The sequence below is a fragment of the Nocardia sp. NPDC058519 genome (genome assembly GCF_042719755.1).
Taxonomy (GTDB): domain Bacteria; phylum Actinomycetota; class Actinomycetes; order Mycobacteriales; family Mycobacteriaceae; genus Nocardia.
Genome location: NZ_JBHXNK010000005.1, coordinates 153,337 through 172,828, shown reverse-complemented (window position 1 = coordinate 172,828; position 19,492 = coordinate 153,337). Strand labels below are relative to the sequence as shown.

The 19,492-nt window shown below is 67.6% G+C and carries 19 protein-coding genes; 10 read left to right on the top strand and 9 right to left on the bottom strand.

From position 1 onward, the window contains the following. Window positions 1–80: 80 nt before the first annotated feature. The 3 genes from pstS to ACFWPK_RS08395 all read right to left on the bottom strand — a co-directional run bounded on the left by pstS (window position 81) and on the right by ACFWPK_RS08395 (window position 3,190). Window positions 81–1,196 carry a phosphate ABC transporter substrate-binding protein PstS gene (pstS, locus tag ACFWPK_RS08405; RefSeq protein ID WP_378913930.1) on the bottom strand — a complete coding sequence of 372 codons (1,116 nt, stop codon included), beginning with the start codon at window positions 1,194–1,196 and terminating at the stop codon, window positions 81–83. Window positions 1,197–1,492: 296 nt separating this feature from the next. Further along, window positions 1,493–2,401 (bottom strand): mycothiol synthase, encoded by a 909-nt coding sequence (gene mshD / locus ACFWPK_RS08400; protein ID WP_378913929.1) that lies wholly within the window; start codon window positions 2,399–2,401, stop codon window positions 1,493–1,495. A 27-nt stretch (window positions 2,402–2,428) separates the two neighbouring features. Beyond that, a complete protein-coding gene (locus tag ACFWPK_RS08395; protein WP_378913928.1) occupies window positions 2,429–3,190 on the bottom strand; it encodes a winged-helix domain-containing protein in 762 nt (253 codons plus the stop codon). Between the two features lie 201 nt (window positions 3,191–3,391). Between ACFWPK_RS08395 and ACFWPK_RS08390 the strand changes: the two genes are divergently transcribed. The 6 genes from ACFWPK_RS08390 to ACFWPK_RS08365 all read left to right on the top strand — a co-directional run bounded on the left by ACFWPK_RS08390 (window position 3,392) and on the right by ACFWPK_RS08365 (window position 7,463). Continuing rightward, window positions 3,392–4,237 carry an LmeA family phospholipid-binding protein gene (locus ACFWPK_RS08390; RefSeq protein ID WP_378913926.1) on the top strand — a complete coding sequence of 282 codons (846 nt, stop codon included), beginning with the start codon at window positions 3,392–3,394 and terminating at the stop codon, window positions 4,235–4,237. Continuing rightward, entirely contained in the window at window positions 4,234–4,668 is a 435-nt protein-coding gene (locus tag ACFWPK_RS08385) for a thioredoxin family protein (protein WP_378913925.1), read from the top strand. Before ACFWPK_RS08390 ends, ACFWPK_RS08385 begins: the two co-directional genes overlap by 4 nt. Window positions 4,669–4,948: 280 nt before the next feature. Further along, window positions 4,949–5,416, top strand: a complete 468-nt coding sequence (locus ACFWPK_RS08380; protein WP_378913924.1) for a DUF4395 domain-containing protein — start codon at window positions 4,949–4,951, stop codon at window positions 5,414–5,416. A 32-nt stretch (window positions 5,417–5,448) separates the two neighbouring features. After that, complete coding sequence (locus tag ACFWPK_RS08375) at window positions 5,449–6,282, top strand: sulfurtransferase (protein ID WP_378913923.1); 834 nt, start codon at window positions 5,449–5,451, stop codon at window positions 6,280–6,282. 5 nt (window positions 6,283–6,287) lie between these two features. Beyond that, a complete protein-coding gene (locus tag ACFWPK_RS08370; protein WP_056818727.1) occupies window positions 6,288–6,593 on the top strand; it encodes a DUF1416 domain-containing protein in 306 nt (101 codons plus the stop codon). Between the two features lie 177 nt (window positions 6,594–6,770). After that, entirely contained in the window at window positions 6,771–7,463 is a 693-nt protein-coding gene (locus ACFWPK_RS08365) for an FABP family protein (RefSeq protein ID WP_378913922.1), read from the top strand. Between the two features lie 328 nt (window positions 7,464–7,791). Here the strand turns inward: ACFWPK_RS08365 and ACFWPK_RS08360 are convergent, their stop codons facing one another. The 5 genes from ACFWPK_RS08360 to ACFWPK_RS08340 form a co-directional block, all read right to left on the bottom strand. Further along, on the bottom strand, window positions 7,792–9,390 hold the full coding sequence (locus ACFWPK_RS08360) for an ATP-binding cassette domain-containing protein (protein WP_378914054.1): 1,599 nt from the start codon (window positions 9,388–9,390) through the stop codon (window positions 7,792–7,794). A gap of 59 nt (window positions 9,391–9,449) precedes the next feature. Then, the gene (gene cydD, locus ACFWPK_RS08355; RefSeq protein WP_378913921.1) at window positions 9,450–11,282 is read right to left on the bottom strand and encodes a thiol reductant ABC exporter subunit CydD; all 1,833 of its coding nucleotides are present in this window, start codon (window positions 11,280–11,282) and stop codon (window positions 9,450–9,452) included. Window positions 11,283–11,285: 3 nt separating this feature from the next. Then, window positions 11,286–12,314 (bottom strand): cytochrome d ubiquinol oxidase subunit II, encoded by a 1,029-nt coding sequence (gene cydB / locus ACFWPK_RS08350; protein ID WP_378913918.1) that lies wholly within the window; start codon window positions 12,312–12,314, stop codon window positions 11,286–11,288. A gap of 9 nt (window positions 12,315–12,323) precedes the next feature. Next, window positions 12,324–13,778 carry a cytochrome ubiquinol oxidase subunit I gene (locus tag ACFWPK_RS08345; protein ID WP_378913917.1) on the bottom strand — a complete coding sequence of 485 codons (1,455 nt, stop codon included), beginning with the start codon at window positions 13,776–13,778 and terminating at the stop codon, window positions 12,324–12,326. A gap of 135 nt (window positions 13,779–13,913) precedes the next feature. Further along, window positions 13,914–14,819: an aminodeoxychorismate lyase gene (locus tag ACFWPK_RS08340; RefSeq protein WP_378913916.1), complete on the bottom strand. Its 906-nt coding sequence runs from the start codon at window positions 14,817–14,819 to the stop codon at window positions 13,914–13,916. Between the two features lie 122 nt (window positions 14,820–14,941). Here ACFWPK_RS08340 and ACFWPK_RS08335 point away from each other — a divergent pair, with 122 nt between their 5' ends. The 4 genes from ACFWPK_RS08335 to ACFWPK_RS08320 all read left to right on the top strand — a co-directional run bounded on the left by ACFWPK_RS08335 (window position 14,942) and on the right by ACFWPK_RS08320 (window position 18,110). Further along, entirely contained in the window at window positions 14,942–16,045 is a 1,104-nt protein-coding gene (locus ACFWPK_RS08335; protein WP_378913915.1) for a YgfZ/GcvT domain-containing protein, read from the top strand. An 11-nt stretch (window positions 16,046–16,056) separates the two neighbouring features. Next, window positions 16,057–16,725, top strand: a complete 669-nt coding sequence (locus ACFWPK_RS08330) for an MOSC domain-containing protein (RefSeq protein WP_378913914.1) — start codon at window positions 16,057–16,059, stop codon at window positions 16,723–16,725. 31 nt (window positions 16,726–16,756) lie between these two features. Then, a complete protein-coding gene (locus ACFWPK_RS08325) occupies window positions 16,757–17,707 on the top strand; it encodes an asparaginase (protein ID WP_378913913.1) in 951 nt (316 codons plus the stop codon). A 175-nt stretch (window positions 17,708–17,882) separates the two neighbouring features. Then, the gene (locus tag ACFWPK_RS08320) at window positions 17,883–18,110 is read left to right on the top strand and encodes a DUF3073 domain-containing protein (RefSeq protein WP_266297215.1); all 228 of its coding nucleotides are present in this window, start codon (window positions 17,883–17,885) and stop codon (window positions 18,108–18,110) included. Window positions 18,111–18,402: 292 nt separating this feature from the next. Here the strand turns inward: ACFWPK_RS08320 and purM are convergent, their stop codons facing one another. Then, window positions 18,403–19,482 carry a phosphoribosylformylglycinamidine cyclo-ligase gene (gene purM, locus ACFWPK_RS08315; RefSeq protein WP_101464588.1) on the bottom strand — a complete coding sequence of 360 codons (1,080 nt, stop codon included), beginning with the start codon at window positions 19,480–19,482 and terminating at the stop codon, window positions 18,403–18,405. Between the last annotated feature and the right edge of the window lie 10 nt (window positions 19,483–19,492).

Here is a 19,492-nt window from a genome sequence, read left to right as displayed (position 1 = left end):
CTCCGGCCGCCCGTGGGCCCGTCGAATCCGACGAGCCCACCGCGGTCACCTCAGGGTGCATTGTCATGGCCAGAAAGCGATCAGGAAATGGCGTTGATCGCGGTGGTCAGCTTGGTCTTGAACGCGTCGGGCAGCGGCACGTAGCCCGCCTCGGTCAGACCGGACTGGCCGTTGGTGACGGCCGAGGTCAGGAAGGCCTTGACGGCCTTGCTGGTGTCGGCGTCGGCGTACTTGGAGCACACGACCTCGTAGGTGGCCATGACGATCGGGTACGAGCCTGCGACGGTCGGCTTGTAGAACGAGCTGGTGTCGAGCACCAGGTCGTTGCCCTCGCCCTTGACCTTCACGCCGTCGATGGCCTTGGCGGCGGTCTCGGCCGACAGCTTGACCGGGTCCTTGCTCGCGGAGGTGATGATCTGCGAGATGGACAGGTTCTGTGCCTTGGCGAAGGACCACTCGTTGTAGGTGATCGAGTTCTTGGTGCTCTTGATGGCGGCCGAGGTGCCCTCGTTGCCCTTGGCACCTTCACCGACGCCACCGTTGAAGGTCTTGCCGCCGCCCTTGCCCCACGCGCCGTCCGAGGCCGCGTCGAGGTAGAGCTGGAAGTTGTCGGTGGTGCCCGACTCGTCGGAGCGGAAGATCACGGCGATCTTCTCGGCGGGGAGCTTGGCGTTCGGGTTGAGCGCCTTGATCTCCGGGGCATCCCAGGTGGCGACGGAGCCGTTGAACACCTTGGCGGCGGTCGGGCCGTCGAGCACCAGGTCGGTGACGCCGTCGACGTTGTAGGTCACGGCGATCGGGCCGAAGACGGTCGGCAGGTTCCACGCGGGGGCGCCACAACGCTCCGCGGCCTTGGCCGGCTCTTCCTTCTTGGAGCTCAGCGCCGAGTCGGAGCCACCGAAATCGGTCTGGCCGCCGATGAACTCGTTGACGCCGGCGCCCGAGCCACTCGAGGTGTAGTTCAGGGTGAAGCCGTCGCAGTTGTTCTCGTAGGCCGCGACGAAACGCTCCATGGCGTTCTTCTGCGAGGAGGCACCGGACGCCTTGAGCGCCTTCTTGCCACCACAGGCAACGCTGGTGTTGGCGGCGTTGCCGGCCTCGCCACCGGTGGTGTTCTCGTCACTGCCACAGGCGGCCAGGGTCATGGCGCCCACGGCGAAGACGCCGACCAGGGCACTGGTGCGCTTGAAGTTCACTTTTCCTCCGACAATGCTGGGTGTCTCACTCGGTCCCTCACCGGCCCGAGTGAGGCTGGCTGACGCTCGCTGTCCCGAAGGAATGCGCGCACCAGGCGACGACTGTGCCGCCCAGAAGTAACCTAGGGTCGCCCGGTTGACAGTTGGCCCGACGTGGGTTAACGGAGAATGAACAGCCCGGCGCGATCAATGCCGCGAATGTGACGTTAGCCCCAGTTTTACTCGCACGTACCCGGTCATCCGCGCAATATTCTCCTCGCACACCAGAATTCACCTCGGATGTGAGGTAGCTCGCATCAGGGCAGCGCGTACGCGACGTCGATGTGGGCGGGGGCGAATCCGAGCTTGGTGTAGGTGTGCACGGCGGCGGTGTTGTCGGCCTCGGTGTAGAGCAGGACCTCCGTGGATCCGGCCGCGAGCAGGTGCCGCAGACCGGCCAGGGTCAGCAGTCGGCCGAGGCCACGCCCCTGCGCGGACGGGTCGACCCCGACCACGTACACCTCACCGGCGGGGGCGGCGTCGGGATGCTGTTTGGTCCAGTGGAAACCGAGCAGGCGGCTCGGGTCGGCGGCGTCGAAGGCCAGGAAAAGACCGGCCGGTTCGAACCAGGATTCCGCGCGCCGAGCGGCGATATCGCGCTCGGTCCAGCCGCCCTGTTCGGGATGCCAGGCGAAAGCCGCGTTGTTCACCCGCAGGATTTCGAGGTCGTCGACGGGGCCCGCGTACGTGCGCAAGATGAGATCGTCCGGAAGCTCGAGTTCCGGTAGCTCCGGGATTGCCAGTGAGCGGCGCATCTGCCACAGCTCGCGGGCGGTGCTCAGTCCGAGCCCGCTCGCCAGCGCCTTGGCCGCGGGCAGGTCACCGTGCGCCCACACCCTGGCACCCGCGCCACCCTCGGCCAGCGCGGCGCGGACCAGATCCGCGCCGATGCCGGCACCACGCGCGGCGGGGTCGACGGCGACCTCGGCCATCGCGGGGTGTTCGTCATGTGCCGCAACGAGATTCGCGTAGCCGACCACCTCACCGGCGCGCATCGCGAGCAGGTGCCTTGTCGACGGGTCGACTTCGGCGAGGGAGAGCACCGCCTGCTCGGAGACCGGGGCGACGCCGTCGGCGTCAGCCGCGCGTTCGAGCAGCGCGCGCACCCGGTGCACGGTGCCGGGCTCGACCTGATCGGTCCAGGTCAGGGTTGCTGTATCCGGCATCGCGTTCTCCTCGAAGCGTGACAGGGGCTACTGCGCGCTGCCGTTGAGTGGGGCGAAGGAGTCGTCGCCGTCGACGTCCTCGTCGACGAAGCTCACCACCTCGCCCTTGGCGGCGGCTGTCCGGGCCGGGCGCACGGCCTTGTAGCCGACGTTGCGCACGGTGCCGATCAGCGACTCGTACTCGGTGCCGAGCTTGGCGCGCAGGCGCCGCACGTGCACGTCGACGGTGCGGGTGCCGCCGAAGAAGTCGTAGCCCCAGACCTCTTGCAGCAGCTGGGCCCGGGTGAACACCCGGCCAGCGTGCTGCGCGAGGTACTTGAGCAGCTCGAATTCCTTGTAGGTGAGGTCGAGCGGGCGACCGCGCAGGCGCGCGGTGTAGGTGCCCTCGTCGATCACCAGCTCACCCAGGGTGATCTTGCCGGTGTTCTCCGGGCTGGCGACCCCACCGTTACGTCCGACCAGCAGCCGCAAGCGCGCGTCGAGCTCGGCGGGGCCGGTCCCGGGCAGCAGGATGTCGTCCAGGCCCCAGTCCGCGTTGACGGCCACCAGGCCGCCCTCGGTCAGTACCGCGACCACCGGCACCGAGGACCCGGTGCTGCCGAGCAGCCGGCACAGACCACGCGCCGCGGCCAGGTCTGTTCTGGCGTCGACCAGCGCCACATCGGCGCTACTCGCCTCCAGCAGGGACGACACCTCGGTCGGCGCGGGCCGGACGTTGTGCGCCAGTAGCGTCAACGACGGCAGGACCGCATCGGGGTTGGGGTCGGAGGTCAGTAGGAGCAGCTCCATGGGGCTCTCCTCCTATCTCGTTGCTCCGCGGACGACAGCAGCCGCGTAGCTACGTCGCCGAAACACAGGTTAAGTCGTGTGCAACATTAGCGCCTCTACCGCCACGACCTCGCAACACGGCGTCCGTTTTGTGTCGTTGGCACCCGTCCTGGTCGGACCGCGGGCCCGCGACCCGCGACACCAGCCGCTAGTGTCACAACTATGCGCAAGCTGATCATCGGGCTTCTCTGCCTGGCCGGTTTGGCGGTGGTCATCGATTTCGGCGCCGCCGCCTATTCGGAATACCACGTCTCCCGCCAACTGCGGGCGGGCGCGGATCTGTCGGCCGACCCGGAAGTGACGTTCCACGGATTCCCGTTCACCGCCCAGGCGATGAGCGGCCGCTACGACGAGGTGACCATCCGGGCCCGCGGCATGCGCCCCGATATTCCGGGCGAGATCGGTATCGAGGCCACCCTCGAGGGCCTGCACGCCCCAGCCAGCCAATTGCTCGACGGCGCGGCCCGCAATGTGCAGGTCGAACGGATCGACGCCAGGATGCGCATCGAACCCACCGAGCTCGGCAAACTCTTCGGCATCCCCGACCTGCAGGTGCACACCCGGCCCGCCGACAAGTCCGACGGCACCGGCGGTTCGGGCGGCTCCGGGATGACCACCGCGGGCGCGCTCGTGCTCACCGGCACCCTGGCAACCGCGCCGAACGGCCGCGTCCTCGGCGCGGGCGTTGTCCCCACCGGCAGCAGCACCCGGGTGCCCGTGCAGGTGCAAGCCGACCTGTTGCTCGACGGCGACAAGGTCCGCATCCAGGCCACCGGCTTCTATCGCGACAGCGACAGCGGCCCCTCCGATGCGACGACCACCACCAAGTCCGAGATCCCCGAGGCCGATCGCGCGGCGGTGCTCGATCGATTCAGCCGTACCATCGATACCAAGGAGTTGCCGTTCGGTGTCGCACCGACCGAGGTGTCGGCGCTCGGCGGCCAGATCGTCGTCGAGGGTGTCGGCCGCAACGTCACCATCGACCTGGACCGATTGCAGCAACCATGATCGAGATCGTCATTCTGGCCGCCGTCATCGCGGCCGCCGTCGCGGTGGGCTTCTACCTGTCGCGCAGGCAAGGGCAGGTTCGTCCCGCCACCCTCGACCCGGAGACACACCAGCGCACCCGCCTGCTCGACGCCGCCGGTGTGACCGGCGAGGTCCCCGCGGTGCTGCACTTCTCCGCCGACTGGTGCGGCCCGTGTGACGCGGTCCGCCGGGTCGTCGCGGGCGTCACCGCCGAGCTGTCGGAGTCCCCGAACGCCCCGCGCGACATCGAGATCGATATCGACGCCGACCCCGCGCTGGCCCGTGAGCTCAACGTCCTTTCCCTGCCGACGACCTTCGTCTTCGACGCCGAGGGCAAGGAGCGCTTCCGCATCTCCGGCGTCCCGAAGCCCGGCGACCTGCGCACCGCCCTAGAACCCCTGACTGTGTGATCTAGCCCCGTATTCAGGGGGGCCGAGACATTCTCCGGGGAGACCGGGTAAACTACTTCTCGTGCAAACCGACCACGAGCTGATGCTCACCCGACGCCGCACAGTTGACCTGTGTCGCCTCGGTGGTTGTTGCTGCCTGTGCTGCTGAACGATCGGCCCTTTCTCTCCCGAGATTTCTGACGTCGATCTATGCCCCGCCGCGCGAGTGATCCTCTCGGATCCCCCGGCGAACAGGTAGATCCCCCTGTAAGTGCTCATATGAAGCGCAGGAGTTCGCACAATGACCGTTTCTGATTCCCCACCTCGCGTCGACGTACGCGGGCCGCGTTTCGTGGCCTGGATCACCACCGGCGTCCTGATCCTGGTGCTCCTCGTCAGCGCCGTCTCGACCGCCGCCGCCGCGATCTTGATCGGCCTGCAGGCCGTCGTCTTCGCGATCGGCGCCACCGCGGGCCCTGTCAAGCACCCTTACGGCAGGATCTACGCCGCGTTCGTCGCGCCGCGTAATGGTCCGCCCACCGAGACCGAGCCCGTGCCACCGCTGCGTTTCGCGCAAGCGCTCGGCTTCGTGTTCGCCGGTCTCTCCCTGCTGGGCTTCGCGCTCGGCTCCTCGATCGTCGGCGCGGTGTTCGCCGGCTTCGCCCTGTTCGCGGCGTTCTTGAACGCGGCGTTCGGGGTCTGCCTGGGTTGCCAGATCTATCCGCTGGTAGCTCGCTTCCGCCGGTCGCCTGCCCCGGCACCGAACTGACCCTCCTGCACGTCATCTCTGAAAGGAACAACATGGCTCGCTCCGATGTCCTGGTCTCCGTTGACTGGGCCGAAGAGAACCTCAACGCCCCCGGCGTCGTCTTCGTCGAGGTCGACGAGGACACCTCCGCCTACGAGGGTGGCCACATCGAAGGCGCCATCCGCCTGGACTGGAAGGACGACCTGCAGGATCACGTTCGTCGTGACTTCGTGAACCAGGAGCAGTTCTCCGACCTGCTCTCGGCGCGTGGCATCAGCAACGACGACACCGTGGTGCTCTACGGCGGCAACAACAACTGGTTCGCGGCCTACGCCTACTGGTACTTCAAGCTGTACGGCCACAACGACGTCAAGCTCGTCGACGGCGGCCGCAAGAAGTGGGAGCTCGACGGTCGTCCGCTCTCGCGTGACGCGGTCTCGCGCCCGGCCACCCAGTACAAGGCCGCCGCTCCCGACCTGACCATCCGCGCCTTCCGCGACGAGGTCATCGCGGCCATCGGCGTCAAGAACCTGGTCGACGTGCGTTCGCCCGACGAGTTCTCCGGCAAGATCCTCGCTCCCGCGCACCTGCCGCAGGAGCAGAGCCAGCGGGCCGGCCACATCCCGACCGCGATCAGCGTGCCGTGGAGCAAGGCCGCGAACGAGGACGGCACCTTCCGCAGCGACGCCGAACTGGCCGAGCTGTACAAGGACGCGGGCCTGGACGGCGAGAAGGAAACCATCGCCTACTGCCGTATCGGCGAGCGTTCCTCGCACACCTGGTTCGTGCTGCAGGAGCTGCTCGGCCACCAGAACGTCAAGAACTACGACGGCAGCTGGACCGAATACGGTTCGCTCGTCGGCGTGCCTATCGAGTTGGGAGCGTAATCAATATGTGTGCAGCACCTACCCAGGGTCAGGCCATTCCGGCCGGCGTCGATGTGGAGAAGGAAACGGTCATCACCGGCCGTGTCCTGAGCACCGACGGCCAGCCCGTCGGCGGCGCGTTCGTGCGCCTGCTCGACGGCAACGGTGACTTCACCGCCGAGGTCGTGGCCTCGGGCACCGGTGATTTCCGCTTCTTCGCCGCGCCGGGTTCGTGGACCCTGCGCGCGCTGTCCTCGTCGGGCAACGGCTCCGCCGAGATCAGCCCCGAGGGCGCGGGCATCCACGCTGTGGACGTCGCGGTCGCGAAGTAAAGCTCACAACGGCCCTGGTAGTTCCTGTGCGGGAACTGCCAGGGCCGTTTTCGTATCTGTTGCGAGGGGTAGCTAGACTTCGGTTGTGGTCATCTTCTTCGAGGTACTCCTTGTTGCCGTGTCGATTCTCATCGGCTGGTTCGGCCTTTACGTCTTCTACCGGCTCTTCACCGAGTCATGAGCGGGCTCGCCGGCGAGGGTAACGAACAGGCCGAGCGAGCGAGTAACGAGCAAGACGCTCCGGCCGAGCGTCGTAGTGGCGACGAGGCAGTGAATGTCGCCGCTGAACGGGCGAAAGAGACCGGCGCCCGAAACATTTCGGTCCTGCCCGGTCTTCCCCTGCCCGAAGACACGGCCAATCTGCGCCTCGGCCCGGATCTGAACCACGCCATGCTGGCCCTGCTGCCGCTGGTCGGCGTGTGGCGCGGCGAGGGCGAAGGCAATCACCCCACCCAGGGCGACTACCACTTCGGCCAGCAGATCATCGTCTCCCACGACGGCGGCGACTACCTGGCCTGGGAATCGCAGACCTGGAAGCTCGACGCCGAGGGCAAGTACACCGGCCCCGACCTCCGTGAGAGCGGCTACTGGCGGGTCGGCGGTGAGGGTTCCGAGGAGATGCTCGAATTCCTGCTGACCCACAGCAACGGTGTGATCGAGCTGTACTACGGCACGGCCCGCAACCACGCCTCATGGGAACTCGCGACCGACGTCTCCATCCGCAGCACCTCCGGCGCGGTGGTCGGCGGCGCGAAACGCCTCTACGGCATCGTCGAAAACGGTGACCTCGCCTACGTGGAGGAACGAGTGGACCCCGACGGCGCCCTCGTCCCCCGCCTGTCGGCGCGGCTGGTCCGCTACATCGGCTGACATCTGCACGAACGGCCCGTCCAGATCTCTCTGGGAGGGCCGTTTTCGTCGTGAAATGGAGCGACCCCCGAGCCTTTCCATCGCATTCGGTGAACGCGATGGTCCCGGTTGGATCATCCGGGGGCTCGGGGGTCGGGTGACTGCCTGGGATTCGCTCAGCGCACCGCTGGGGAATCTCCCGCAGTGGAGCTGCTAGCGGGCAGCCACCTCACGCATCCGTTGAACATACATTCTTCAGACCACCTCCTCTCTTGTGTACTGATGAATCTAGCTGCGCCCGGCGTGGTCGGCAATTGAATTAATTGCGGTGCTGACCTGGGCGAATGCCTCAGTTCGCCGAGGCTGCCACGGCGTGGGGATGTTCGACGTGGCAGGTACCGGTCGCGTCGACGGTGACGATCGTGTCGGCTCCGTGGCCGAGCGGGAGTTGGTGGGTGACAACGACAACTGTGCGATCGGGGGCTACGAGGCCGCTGTTCGCGTCAAGGAGCTCGCGCAGGAGCTGGTCACCAACGGCAGCGGACAGGTGTTCGGTCGGCTCGTCGAGGAGCAGGGTGTGCGCGGGGGCGACGAGGGCGCGGGCCAGCAGGATGCGGCGGCGTTGACCACCCGATACCGCGGCCGCACCCGCGGTGAGCGAGGTGTGCACACCGTCCGGCAACGAATCCAGCCAAGGGCCGAGCCCGACTGTGCGCAGCGCGCTTTCGGCCTCATCGAGGCCGAGATCACCACGCGCCACCCGCAGATTCTCCAGAATCGAGGTACCGAAGAGGTGCGCGTCCTCCGCGAAGAACGTGACCCCGTCCCGAGGCGTATCGAACAGCCCAGCCCATGCCATCAGCAACGTCGTCTTCCCTGCCCCACTCGGCCCGAGGACAACCACCCGCCGCCCTTCCGGCATCGCGATCGTGGTCGGCTTGCCGGCGACCGCTGAGGGCTCCACCGAACTGTCGCGAAGGCGATGCAGCGCGGCTCTGGCGGTGGTGAGGGTGGTCGCGGCGGCCGGGAGGGCACCGACGGCTTCGAAGGCGGACAGCGGCACCAGGACGAGGATCGCCAGGGCCATCGGGGTCATCCCGCCGGGGAGTCCGCCGGTCGGCCCGTAGGCGGCGATGCCGACCAGCAGGGCACCCAACGCGCTGATCCCGATCGAGAGCGGGGTCGCAGCGGCGGCCCACGCGCTGCGCGATGCCGCCGAATCCTCCGCGGCCACCGCACGGTGAGAGGCCTTGTCCGCCACCGCGAGCGCCGCATCGAGCCGACCCGCGACGCGCAGTTCAGCGGCGTGGTCGAGCACGGTCACCGCCTCAGCGGTGAACTCCGCCCGATCGGCCCGCACCGCGCGCTCGGCCTCCCGCGCGGCCATCGCCGACAACCATGGCGCCACGATCCCCGAAACCCCCAGCGCGACGGCCAGAATCACCGCGGCCAGTGGCGAGATGACCGCGATCAACCCCACCGCGGCGAACGACAACACCACCGCGACCGCGACCGGAACCAGCACCCGGACCACGACCGCCCCGAGGTCATCGATATCGGTGCCGATGCGCACCAGCACATCTCCGCGCCGCATCTCCCGGCCCGCCACGGTCGCATGCCGACCCGACGGGCCTGCCCGATCCCGCCACCTCCAGACATCGGACCGGGCCAGCGTGCGATACACCGAGGTCCGGGCGGTGGTCATGGCCCGCAGCGCCACATCGTGGGTGGCCAGCCGCTCCAGATACCGGCACAACCCCCGCGAGATGCCGAGCGCCCGCACCGAGACCACCACGACGCTCAGGTCGAGCACCGGCGGCATCTGCCACGCCCGCGCGATCAACCACGCGGCCAGCGCGGCCAACCCGAGCCCGCTCCCCAACGCGGCCACGCCCCACGCGATCGCGACCGCGACCCGTGCGGGCGACAACGCGAGCATGCGCCACATTTCCCGCACGTCCCCGATGACACCGGCTGAGCGGTCCAACCGCACTTCCCGATCAGCACTCACGAGACTCGAACCTCCTGACCGATTCGTTCGGTGGCCGCAACCGCACCAGCGACCACTTGGACGACAACATCGGCGGCCGCCAGAACCGTTGGACGGTGGGCGATGACGACGACCGTCGCACCGCCGGCGGCGAGCGTGCGCAAGGTGTCGAGCACGCGTTGCTCGCTCTCGGGATCGAGGTGGGCGGTGGGTTCGTCGAGGAGCAGGATCGGGCGGTGGGCGGCCAGGACGCGGGTCAGGGCGAGGCGCTGACGCTGGCCGAGCGAGAGGCCGGTGCCGTTCTGGCCGACAACCGTGTTCCAGCCTTCCGGCAGTTCCGCCAGGACGGAATCGAATCCTGTTGCGGCGCTGACTGCCCGAAGCTCGTCATCGGTCCGATCTGATGCAGTCCGCGCGCCGAGCAACTCGACGTTCTCGCGTAGCGTCCCGGGCACCAGCACCGGCCGCTGCGGCAGCCATGCGATGTGGCTCCACCAGCTGTCAGGGTCGAGTGCACGAACGTCGGTGCCGTCCACCAGAACCGCCCCCGCGTCGGGTTGGATCAACCCCAGAATCGCTTGCAGTGTGGTCGATTTCCCACACCCGTTGGGGCCGGTCAATACCGTCACCAGCCCCGGCGCGAGCTCGGCCGTCAGCTGATCGGGCGCGGTGCCGGTGCGCGCGGCGACAGTCACACCGCGCAAGGTGATCGTGGGTCCACCCGATGCCGTCACGGCACGACCTACCGCGTCAACTCGCTGCCGTGCGTCAACGCTCGGCTCGAGCACCGCGAATGCCCGGTCCGCCGCGGCCATCCCGTCCTGCGCGGCATGGAACTTCTCCCCCACCTGACGCAGCGGCCAGTACACCTCCGGAGCGAGGATCAGCGCCACCAGCCCGCCGTACAACGCCATCTCCCCGAACACCAGCCGCAGCCCGATCGCCACCGCGATCAACGCGACACTCAGCGTGGCAAGGCTTTCCAGCACCATCGACGACAGGAACGCCATCCGCAGCGCGCGCATGGTCCGCTGCCGCAGCGAATCACCGAGCGCCTGCACCTGATTCGCCATACTCGGCGCGTCCCCGCCTTCCCGCCCGAGCGCGCGCAAGGTGGGCATGCCCGCGAAGAGGTCGAGGATCTGGTCGGACAACCGGGTGGTCGCGGCGAGCGTCGCCTCGGCTCGCCCCTGGGTGAGCAGCCCGATGAGCACCATGAACACCGGGATCAGCGGCACCGTGATCACCGCGATCAGCGCGGAGGTCGGATCGTGCAACGCCATGACCACCAACACCACCGGCGGCACCAGGCACGCCAGCAGCAGCGCGGGGAGATAGCCCGTGAACCAGCCACGCAACCCGCTCAGACCGTTGCCGACAACGACCGCGATCTCGGTCCGCCGCGCGTCGAGTTCCCGCGGCGGCAGTTCGGCACCGGCCCGCAGCACCGCCGTCTCGAGCTCGGCGACCACCGCGCTTCCAGCCCGATGAGCCAGCCGCGCCTGCCACCAACTCGCGAGGCCCCGCACCGCGACAGCCGTGGCGAGCACCACCAATTCCGTAGTCCACGAACTGAACTCACGCGTATTCGGATCAGTGATGACCCCGGCGAGCACCCGTCCCAGCACGATGGCGATCACCACGATCGTCGCGGTGATCACCAACGCCAGCGCGACAGCGATGACGAGGTGCGGCCGCGCCGACCGCGCGTACCGCAGCAACCGCGGATCGACCGGTCGCCGCCCTGATCGGCGTCGAGCCTGCCCCGGTCCGTCCTGCGACAAGCTTTCCGACACCACCGCGTCCGACCTTTCGCGAGCAGAACCTTCCCGGGACGAGGCCGACTCCATCGGTCAGCCTTTACCGCTCAACGGCAAACCCACCGGCGGCGGAATCTGTTCGACCCGAATCCGCTGCCGGAACACCCAATAGGTCCACCCCTGATAAATCAGCACCACCGGCGTAGCGATCAGCGCCGCCCAGCTCATCACCTTCAACGTATACGGCGTCGACGACGCGTTGTAGATGGTGAGGTCGTAGAGCGGACTGATGGTCGAGGGCAGCACATTCGGATACATCGACCCGATGATCAACACCGTCGCCGAGACAACAGTAAGCGTCGTCCCGACAAAGGCCCATCCATCACGCCCCGCGCTATTGGCTACCGCGGCGAGAACAAGCCCGAGCACGGCAGTCACCAGAACGATCCAGGTCCACCCGGCGCCATAGGCGAGCTGAGTCCACAAGCCGAATCCGCCGACCACCACCGCGGTGGGAATCAGCAGCAACCTGGCGATCCGCAAAGCATCCGTACGAACCTCGCCCGCGGTCTTGAGCACCAGGAACACCGCACCGTGCAGCGCGAACAGCACCGCCGTCGCCAATCCGCCGAGCAACGCGTACGGGCTGAGCAGCTCCCCCACCGACCCGACGATCTGCTTGTCCGCGTCCAACGGCACGCCACGCACCATATTCGCGAACACCCAGCCCCAGGCCAACGCCGGAATCCACGATCCGATCCCGATCCCGATATCGCACCAGGCCCGCCATTTCGGATCATTGATCTTGCCCCGGTATTCGATCGCGCACACGCGCAGAATCAACGCGACCAGCAGGAGCAGCAGCGCCAGATAGAAACCCGAGAACACGCTGGCGTACCACTCGGGAAACGCCGCGAACAACGCTCCGGCGGCGGTGATCAGCCACACCTCGTTGCCGTCCCAGACCGGCCCGATCGTATTGAGCACCACACGCCTGCGCGCGTCGGCACCCTTACCGAGAATCGGCATCAACATGCCCACACCGAAATCGAATCCTTCGAGCACGAAGTAGCCGGTGAACAGCACGCCGATCAAGATGAACCAGAACTGTTGCAGACCCATCGTCGGCTCCTAGTACGCGAAGGAAAGTTGGGGAGTGTCCGAGTCGGCCGAACTCGCCGCGTGCACCTGCGTGTCCGGCCCCTCGACGACGTATCGCCGCATCAGGTAGAACCACACCATCGCGAGCGCGCCGTAGAGCAGCGTGAACACGACCAGCGAGAACAGCACGGTCCCGGCATCGTGTTCGGAGACCGCCTGCTGCACCGTCATCCGAATGTTCGGATCACCGGTCGGATTCGGCACCACCGCCCACGGCTGACGCCCCATCTCGGTGAACACCCATCCCGCGGCATTGGCCAGGAACGGCGTGGGGATCGCGAGCAGGCTCAGCCAGGCGAACCACCGCTGATTCGGCACCCGGCCACCGCGCGTCACCCAGAACCCGGCCAACAGCAGCAGCACCGACCCGCCTGCCAGCCCGATCATGGCGCGGAAGGACCAGTAGGTGACGAACAGGTTGGGCCGATAGTCACCGGGTCCGTACGCGACGTTGTAGGTCTTCTGCAGATCGACCACACCGTCGAGCGTCACCCCGGTGAACTCGCCCTTGGCGAGATAGGGCAGCACGTAAGGCACCTTCAGTACGTGGATCACACTGTCGCAATTGTTGTGCGTGCCGACGGTGAGGACCGAGAAGGAGGGGTCAGTCTCCGTGTGGCACAACGATTCCGCCGATGCCATCTTCATCGGCTGCTGTTCGAACATCAGCTTGGCTTGGATATCGCCGGTGAAGATCAGCGCGACACCGGAGAGCGCGACCACCACCAGCGACGCGCGTCCCACCGGTCGCCACATTGTCCGCGCCGCTTCGAGTTTCGCGGGATCGCCACTGCGCGCGTTGCGCACCATCCACCATCCCGCGATGCCTGCCACGAAGGTGCCCGCGGTGAGAAACGCGCCGGCCACCACATGCGGAAACGCGGCCAATGCCGTGTTGTTGGTCAGCAGCGCCCAAATGCTTTCCAGCTCAGCGCGTCCGGTCTCCGGGTTGTACCGCGCGCCCACCGGATGCTGCATGAAGGAATTGGCCGCGACGATGAAGAAGGCCGAAGCGTTCACGCCGATGGCGACGATCCAGATCGTCGCCAAGTGCACCAGCTTCGGCAGCCGGGTCCACCCGAAGATCCACAATCCGATGAACGTCGACTCCATGAAGAAGGCGATCAGCGCTTCCAAAGCCAGTGGCGCACCGAAGACGTCGCCGATGAAGCGGGAGTATTCGCTCCAGTTCATCCCGAACTGGAATTCCTGCACGATGCCCGTCGCGACCCCGAGGGCGAAGTTGATCAGGAACAGCTTGCCGAAGAATTTGGTCAGCCGGTACCAGCGTTCATTGCCCGTGACCACCCAGGCGGTCTGCATCATCGCGATCAGCGGAGCCAGACCGATGGTCAGTGGAACGAACAGAAAGTGGTAGACGGTCGTGATCCCGAACTGCCACCGGGAGACATCAAGGGTGTCCATCCGACCTCCACCGATCTACTACGACAACTTGTAGTAGATCGTACGCCGGGATTCACCTCACTCGAGCGTGACAACCGCCACGGCGCGTGGAAACCCTTTCCGCAGGGGCACGCCCACCCGTGCCCCACACACGGATCACCAGTCTCCGATGGTCCCCGGCCGTTCGATGCCGAGGTCGACCATATCGATGATCTCCTGAGCATTGTCGGGGGCCGACATGCGCACACCGTCGAGCTGGTTCACTCGGGCGGCGAGGGTGATGCTCGACAGCAGCCAGATGCTGTCACAGTCGAAAAGGTCCGCGGTGAACAGCGTCTGGTACTTGCACGTCCAGCCGGACTTCTCCGCCACGTTGAACAGGGCCCGCTGCGTGACACCGGGCAGCACACCGCTCTTCGCGGGCACCGTGATGAGTTCCTTGCCGCGTGCGATCACCACCGACGAGCGCGGTCCCTCCAGGACCTTGTGTTCGGTGCTGTGGAAGATCACGTCCTCGGCGCCCATGCGCCGCGCGAACCGCAGCGCGGCCATATTGGTCGCGTACGACAGCGTCTTCGCGCCGAGCAGCTGCCACGGCGCCGCCTGCGCCAGGTCGACCGAGATGCCGCGCGCCAGCGACATCACCTTCACGCCCTCCGCGCGCGCCGTCGCGACCCGAGCGGGCACCGGGGAGACGAGCACATACGCGGTGGGCTGCGGATCCTCCGGCGCCAGTTCCGAGCGCGGCGCGTCGAATTCCGAGTCACGACCGCGGGTGTAGATCAGCCGCAACATTCCTTCCTCTTCGGATCCCCATTCCTTCACGGCCAGTTCCACCGCGGTGCGCCATCTCGACAGACCCGGCTCCGGTAGTTCCAGCGCTTGCGCCGAACGACGCAGCCGCGCCAGGTGAAATTCCAGCGCGGTGGCCGTGCCGCCGCGCACCAAAATAGTTTCGAATACTCCATCGCCGCGAAGTGCGCCGATGTCGTCGGCATAAAGCGACGGCACGTTCGCGTCAGCGACCGTCCCGTCGAGTGTCACAAGAACCCGATCTCCCATGTGCCGAGCGTAGGCGTTATCGCTCTGTTATGCCTACGGCTGGATCGAATCGAGCTCGCGACGCGCGCCGTGAGGATGACCAGGTTCAGCGCGTGTCGGCAGACGCGCCTACAGTGGGTGTCGTGTCACAGGTCGTCGTCCCCAGTCCTGTTCTCCATACGCCGGGTGCCGTCGCGGGTGCTCCCGACACTCCGGACGCCGCGGTCGCCTGGCATTACGGTGACCCGTTCGGAGAACAGAAGGCTGCCGCGGAGCGGGTCGCGGTCGTGGATCGCTCCCATCGCAGCCTCGCGACGATCACCGGCGCCGAACGCCTGAGCTGGCTGCACACCATCACCAGCCAGCACATCGCCGCGCTGCCCGACGCGCACAGCGCCGAGACGCTCGACCTCGATCTCAACGGCCGCATCCTCAATCATTTCGTCCTCACCGACCTCGACGGCACCCTGTGGCTCGATACCGAGGCCGACCGCGGCGCCGAGCTGCTGGCGTTCCTGAAGAAGATGGTGTTCTGGGCCGACGCCAAACCCGAGGCCGCCCCCGATCACGCCGTGCTGAGCCTGCTGGGCCCCCGAGTGGACACCCTGCTCGACGCGCTGGGCATCGCACAGCTGCCGGAGACCTACGTCGTCGCGGCGCTGCCCGGTGGTGGATTCCTGCGGCGGATGCCGGACTCCTTCGACCTGATCGTCCCCCGGACCGAGCTGTCGGCCTGGTGGACCAGGCTCACCGAGGCCGGGGCCGCTCCGGCGGGCATGTGGGCCTACGAGGCGCTGCGAGTGGCCGCGCTGAGGCCCCGCATCGGCGTCGACACCGACGAACGCACGATCCCGCACGAGACCCGCTGGATCGGCGGCATCGAGGAGCACGGGGCCGTCCACCTGAACAAGGGGTGCTACCGCGGGCAGGAAACCGTCGCCCGGGTCCACAACCTCGGCAAGCCCCCGCGCAATCTCGTGCTCCTGCACCTCGACGGCTCGGCCGACGAGCGCCCGTCGACCGGTGACGACGTGACCGCGGGTGGCCGCACCGTCGGCCGCCTCGGCACCGTCATCGACCACTACGAACTCGGCCCGATCGCCCTGGCCCTGGTCAAGCGTTCGGTCCCCGCGGGCACCGAACTCGTGGTCGGCAGCATGGCCGCCGCCATCGACCCCGACTCGATCCCCGCCGACGACACCGAGCAGGCGGGGCGCGCCGCCGTCAACCGGTTGCGCGGGCGATGAACCGTCCGGCCATGCGCGTGGGCGATACCGGCCGCGTCGAGGCCGTGTGCGTCGTGCACGCCGAGATCGAGGTCCGCACGCGCGTCGGCCGCACCGCCATCGACAAGCGTCCGGTCGATGGCCGTGTAGCCGTGGCCGCACTCGGCCTTGCCGGTGACCACGTCTGCGACACCGCCAACCACGGCGGCCTCGACCAGGCCGTCTACGCCTACGCCGAGGAGGACGCCCGCCGCTGGGCAGGCGAACTCGACCGCGAACTACCCGCGGGCTGGTTCGGCGAGAACCTGCGCCTGACCTGCCTCCCGGTCAGCGACGCGGTGCTCGGCGCGCACTGGGCGATCGGCGACACCCTCCTCGAGGTGAGCGCGCCCCGCGTGCCCTGTGCGACCTTCCAGCAGTGGTCCGGCGAACCGCGCTGGGTGAAACGCTTCGCCTTGCGATCCGACACCGGCGCCTACTTCCGGGTGCTCACCGAGGGCACGATCGGCGCGGGCGACGAAGTCCGCGTGGTCCACGTCCCCGAACACGGCATCACCGTGCGCGATCTGTTCACCGGCGCCGACCCCGCCCGCCTCGAACGCCTGCGCGCGGAGGAACCGACCATCTCCGCCGACGTGCACATGCAGATCGACCGCCACACCCGCTCCCGCACCGGCATCACCGTGGAGGTCCGGGGATGAACGGTCCGCAGGTCAGCACGGAGGTCAGCGAATGAGTGTCGAATTGGTCGAAGTCGTCCGTTCCGGCTTCCGTGAGTGCGTGCACCGCGGATCCGTCGTGATCCTCGACGCCTTCGGCACCCCCACCCTCGAACTCGGCGAGATCCACGGCCCGATCTTCCCGCGCTCCACCAACAAGCCGATGCAGGCACTGGCCCTGCTGCGCAACGGTTTCGACCCCGTCGACGACGACGAACTCGCCATCGCCACCGCCTCTCACTTCGGTGAACCCGACCACATCGCCCTCGTCCGCCGCCTGCTAGACCGCTTCGGCTGCACCGCCGCGGACCTCGCGTGCCCGCCCGACCTGCCCTTCGAGGAAAAGGCCCGCGCCGCCGCGATCACCGGCGAAGGCCCGAGCCCGCTGTACATGAACTGCTCCGGCAAACACGCCGCGATGCTGGCGACCTGCGCGATCAACGACTGGCCGCGCACCGGATATCTCGAGATCGAGCACCCACTCCAGCAAGCGGTTCTGGCCACCGTCGCCGACGTCACCGGCGAACCGGAGACCGATCTGGGCATCGACGGCTGCGGCCTGCCGATCGTGCCCGTCTCGCTGATCAACCTCGCGCGCGCCTTCGCCGGCTTCACCACGGCCGAATCCGGCACCGCGCCGCGCCGGATCGCCGATGCCGTTCGGGCGAATCCACGAGTGATTTCCGGCACGAGCGGGCCGGATCTGCTGGCTATGTCGGCGACCCCTGGACTGTTCTGCAAGATCGGCGCCGACGGCGTCCACGCGGGTGCGCTACCCGACGGAAGGGCCTTCGCGTACAAGATCGAAGACGGTCACGATCGGGCCCGGATGCCGCTGACGCTGGCGATTCTGCGCGAACTCGGCGTCGAGTGGACCGATCAGCACACTCAGCTCGCGGCCACCGCGGTGTTCGGCGGCGACGCCAGAGTCGGCGTGATCCGGGCGATCCCGGGAGTCATCTGAGACCGGGCGGTCTGGGCGAAGAAGGGGCAAACCGGGGCGCTTCGACAGGTCTTCACCCACTCCTGGGAGCGCGACGGTCTGACACACGCTAAAGTGTCTGTCAGGAAGAGTATTAATTCGAACGGGGCCGCCAACAAACCCCAGGCCGCCCCGCAGTGACGCGAGGGGGTCAGCCATGGGCCGTGGCCGGGCTAAGGCAAAGCAGACCAAAGTCGCACGTGAGCTCAAGTACAGCTCCGCGCCGACCGACTTCGCGAGCCTTCAGCGCGAGCTGTCGGATAGCGATGCTCCGCCCTACTCCCAACCAAGGAGTGGTGCAGTGCTGTCCGATGAGCATGATGCGGACGAGTCGCCGTCTCGTTGGAACGACGAGGACGACGGCTACGACAGCTGGCGCCGCTGACCTGACAGCGACGAAGGGGGAGGCCTGCTGGCCTCCCCCTTCCAGCCGTTCTCAGGTGAGTGACGACAGGCTCGCAGTAGCAGTTACGGCGAATACCTGAATACGCGACGAGCGTCCTGTGCATGCACAGGACGCTCGTCGTGTTCGCTCGCCCCGAGGCCCCGACCACCCCGAGCCGCCGCGCAGACTCTCCGGGTAGGGGTTAACCGATCGGTGGCCGGAACAAACCCCCGCAACGCAGCTGAGCCGGGTCGCGGCGATCGCGACCCGGCTCAGTGGTGGTTGTCGTTGCTCAGAACCTGGGGTGGTCGCCCAGCAGCACCGCACGCGGCGCTTCGACATCGGCGGCCTTCTTGACCTGACCCAGCGTCCAGCAGTCGATGTGGCGGGCGGTGAGCACCGCCAGCGCACGATCGGCGTCCTCGGGCGCCACGATCGCGACCATGCCGACGCCCATGTTGAACGTCTTCTCCATCTCGATGCGCTCCACGCGTCCGCGCTGGGCGATCATCTTGAACACCGGTGCCGGGTTCCAGGTGCCACGATCCAGCTCGGCCACCAGGCCCGCGGGCAGCACGCGCGCCAGGTTGGCGGCCAGGCCACCACCGGTGACGTGCGAGAACGTGCGCACGTCGGTTTCGGCGATCAGCGCGAGGCAGTCCTTGGCGTAGATGCGGGTCGGCTCGAGCAGTTCCTCACCGAGGGTGCGGCCGAACTCCTCGACGTAGCCGGTGAGCGACATCCGGTCGATGTCGAGCAGCACCTTGCGCGCCAGGCTGTAGCCGTTGGAGTGCAGACCCGACGACCCCATCGCGATGACGACGTCGCCCGGGCGCACCCGGTCGGGGCCGAGGACCGCGTCGGCCTCGACGACACCGACGCCGGTGGCGGACAGGTCGTAGTCATCGGGATCCATCAGACCCGGGTGCTCGGCGGTCTCGCCACCGAGCAGTGCGCAACCGGCCTTGATGCAACCCTCGGCGATGCCGGAGACCAGCTCGGCGACCTTCTCCGGGATGACCTTGCCGATGGCGATGTAGTCCTGCAGGAACAGCGGCTCTGCGCCACACACCACCAGGTCGTCGACGACCATGGCGACCAGATCCAGCCCGACGGTGTCGTGCTTGTCCAGCGCCTGGGCGACGGCGATCTTGGTGCCGACGCCGTCGGTGGAGGCGGCGAGGAGCGGTTCCCGGTATCCGCCCTTGAGCGCGAACAGCCCGGCGAAGCCGCCGATACCGCCCTGCACCTCGGGTCGGCTGGCCTTCCTGGCCAATGGTCCGAACAATTCGACGGCGCGGTCACCGGCTTCGATGCTCACGCCTGCCGCAGCGTAGGAAGCGCCTGCACCGCTGGGTGTCTGTTCAGTCATTGTGGGGGAA

What these genes read in the sequence shown, in the direction of transcription:
- mshD (WP_378913929.1), bottom strand. Translation starts at nt 2,401, where the DNA reads ATGCCGGATACAGCAACCCTGACCTGGACCGATCAGGTCGAGCCCGGC.
- ACFWPK_RS08365 (WP_378913922.1), top strand. Translation starts at nt 6,771, where the DNA reads ATGAGCGGGCTCGCCGGCGAGGGTAACGAACAGGCCGAGCGAGCGAGT.
- ACFWPK_RS08385 (WP_378913925.1), top strand. Translation starts at nt 4,234, where the DNA reads ATGATCGAGATCGTCATTCTGGCCGCCGTCATCGCGGCCGCCGTCGCG.
- ACFWPK_RS08395 (WP_378913928.1), bottom strand. Translation starts at nt 3,190, where the DNA reads ATGGAGCTGCTCCTACTGACCTCCGACCCCAACCCCGATGCGGTCCTG.
- ACFWPK_RS08325 (WP_378913913.1), top strand. Translation starts at nt 16,757, where the DNA reads ATGAGTGTCGAATTGGTCGAAGTCGTCCGTTCCGGCTTCCGTGAGTGC.
- ACFWPK_RS08340 (WP_378913916.1), bottom strand. Translation starts at nt 14,819, where the DNA reads ATGGGAGATCGGGTTCTTGTGACACTCGACGGGACGGTCGCTGACGCG.
- ACFWPK_RS08320 (WP_266297215.1), top strand. Translation starts at nt 17,883, where the DNA reads ATGGGCCGTGGCCGGGCTAAGGCAAAGCAGACCAAAGTCGCACGTGAG.
- purM (WP_101464588.1), bottom strand. Translation starts at nt 19,482, where the DNA reads ATGACTGAACAGACACCCAGCGGTGCAGGCGCTTCCTACGCTGCGGCA.
- ACFWPK_RS08345 (WP_378913917.1), bottom strand. Translation starts at nt 13,778, where the DNA reads ATGGACACCCTTGATGTCTCCCGGTGGCAGTTCGGGATCACGACCGTC.
- ACFWPK_RS08390 (WP_378913926.1), top strand. Translation starts at nt 3,392, where the DNA reads ATGCGCAAGCTGATCATCGGGCTTCTCTGCCTGGCCGGTTTGGCGGTG.
- ACFWPK_RS08370 (WP_056818727.1), top strand. Translation starts at nt 6,288, where the DNA reads ATGTGTGCAGCACCTACCCAGGGTCAGGCCATTCCGGCCGGCGTCGAT.
- ACFWPK_RS08330 (WP_378913914.1), top strand. Translation starts at nt 16,057, where the DNA reads ATGCGCGTGGGCGATACCGGCCGCGTCGAGGCCGTGTGCGTCGTGCAC.
- ACFWPK_RS08380 (WP_378913924.1), top strand. Translation starts at nt 4,949, where the DNA reads ATGACCGTTTCTGATTCCCCACCTCGCGTCGACGTACGCGGGCCGCGT.
- ACFWPK_RS08375 (WP_378913923.1), top strand. Translation starts at nt 5,449, where the DNA reads ATGGCTCGCTCCGATGTCCTGGTCTCCGTTGACTGGGCCGAAGAGAAC.
- ACFWPK_RS08360 (WP_378914054.1), bottom strand. Translation starts at nt 9,390, where the DNA reads ATGTGGCGCATGCTCGCGTTGTCGCCCGCACGGGTCGCGGTCGCGATC.
- cydD (WP_378913921.1), bottom strand. Translation starts at nt 11,282, where the DNA reads ATGGAGTCGGCCTCGTCCCGGGAAGGTTCTGCTCGCGAAAGGTCGGAC.
- cydB (WP_378913918.1), bottom strand. Translation starts at nt 12,314, where the DNA reads ATGGGTCTGCAACAGTTCTGGTTCATCTTGATCGGCGTGCTGTTCACC.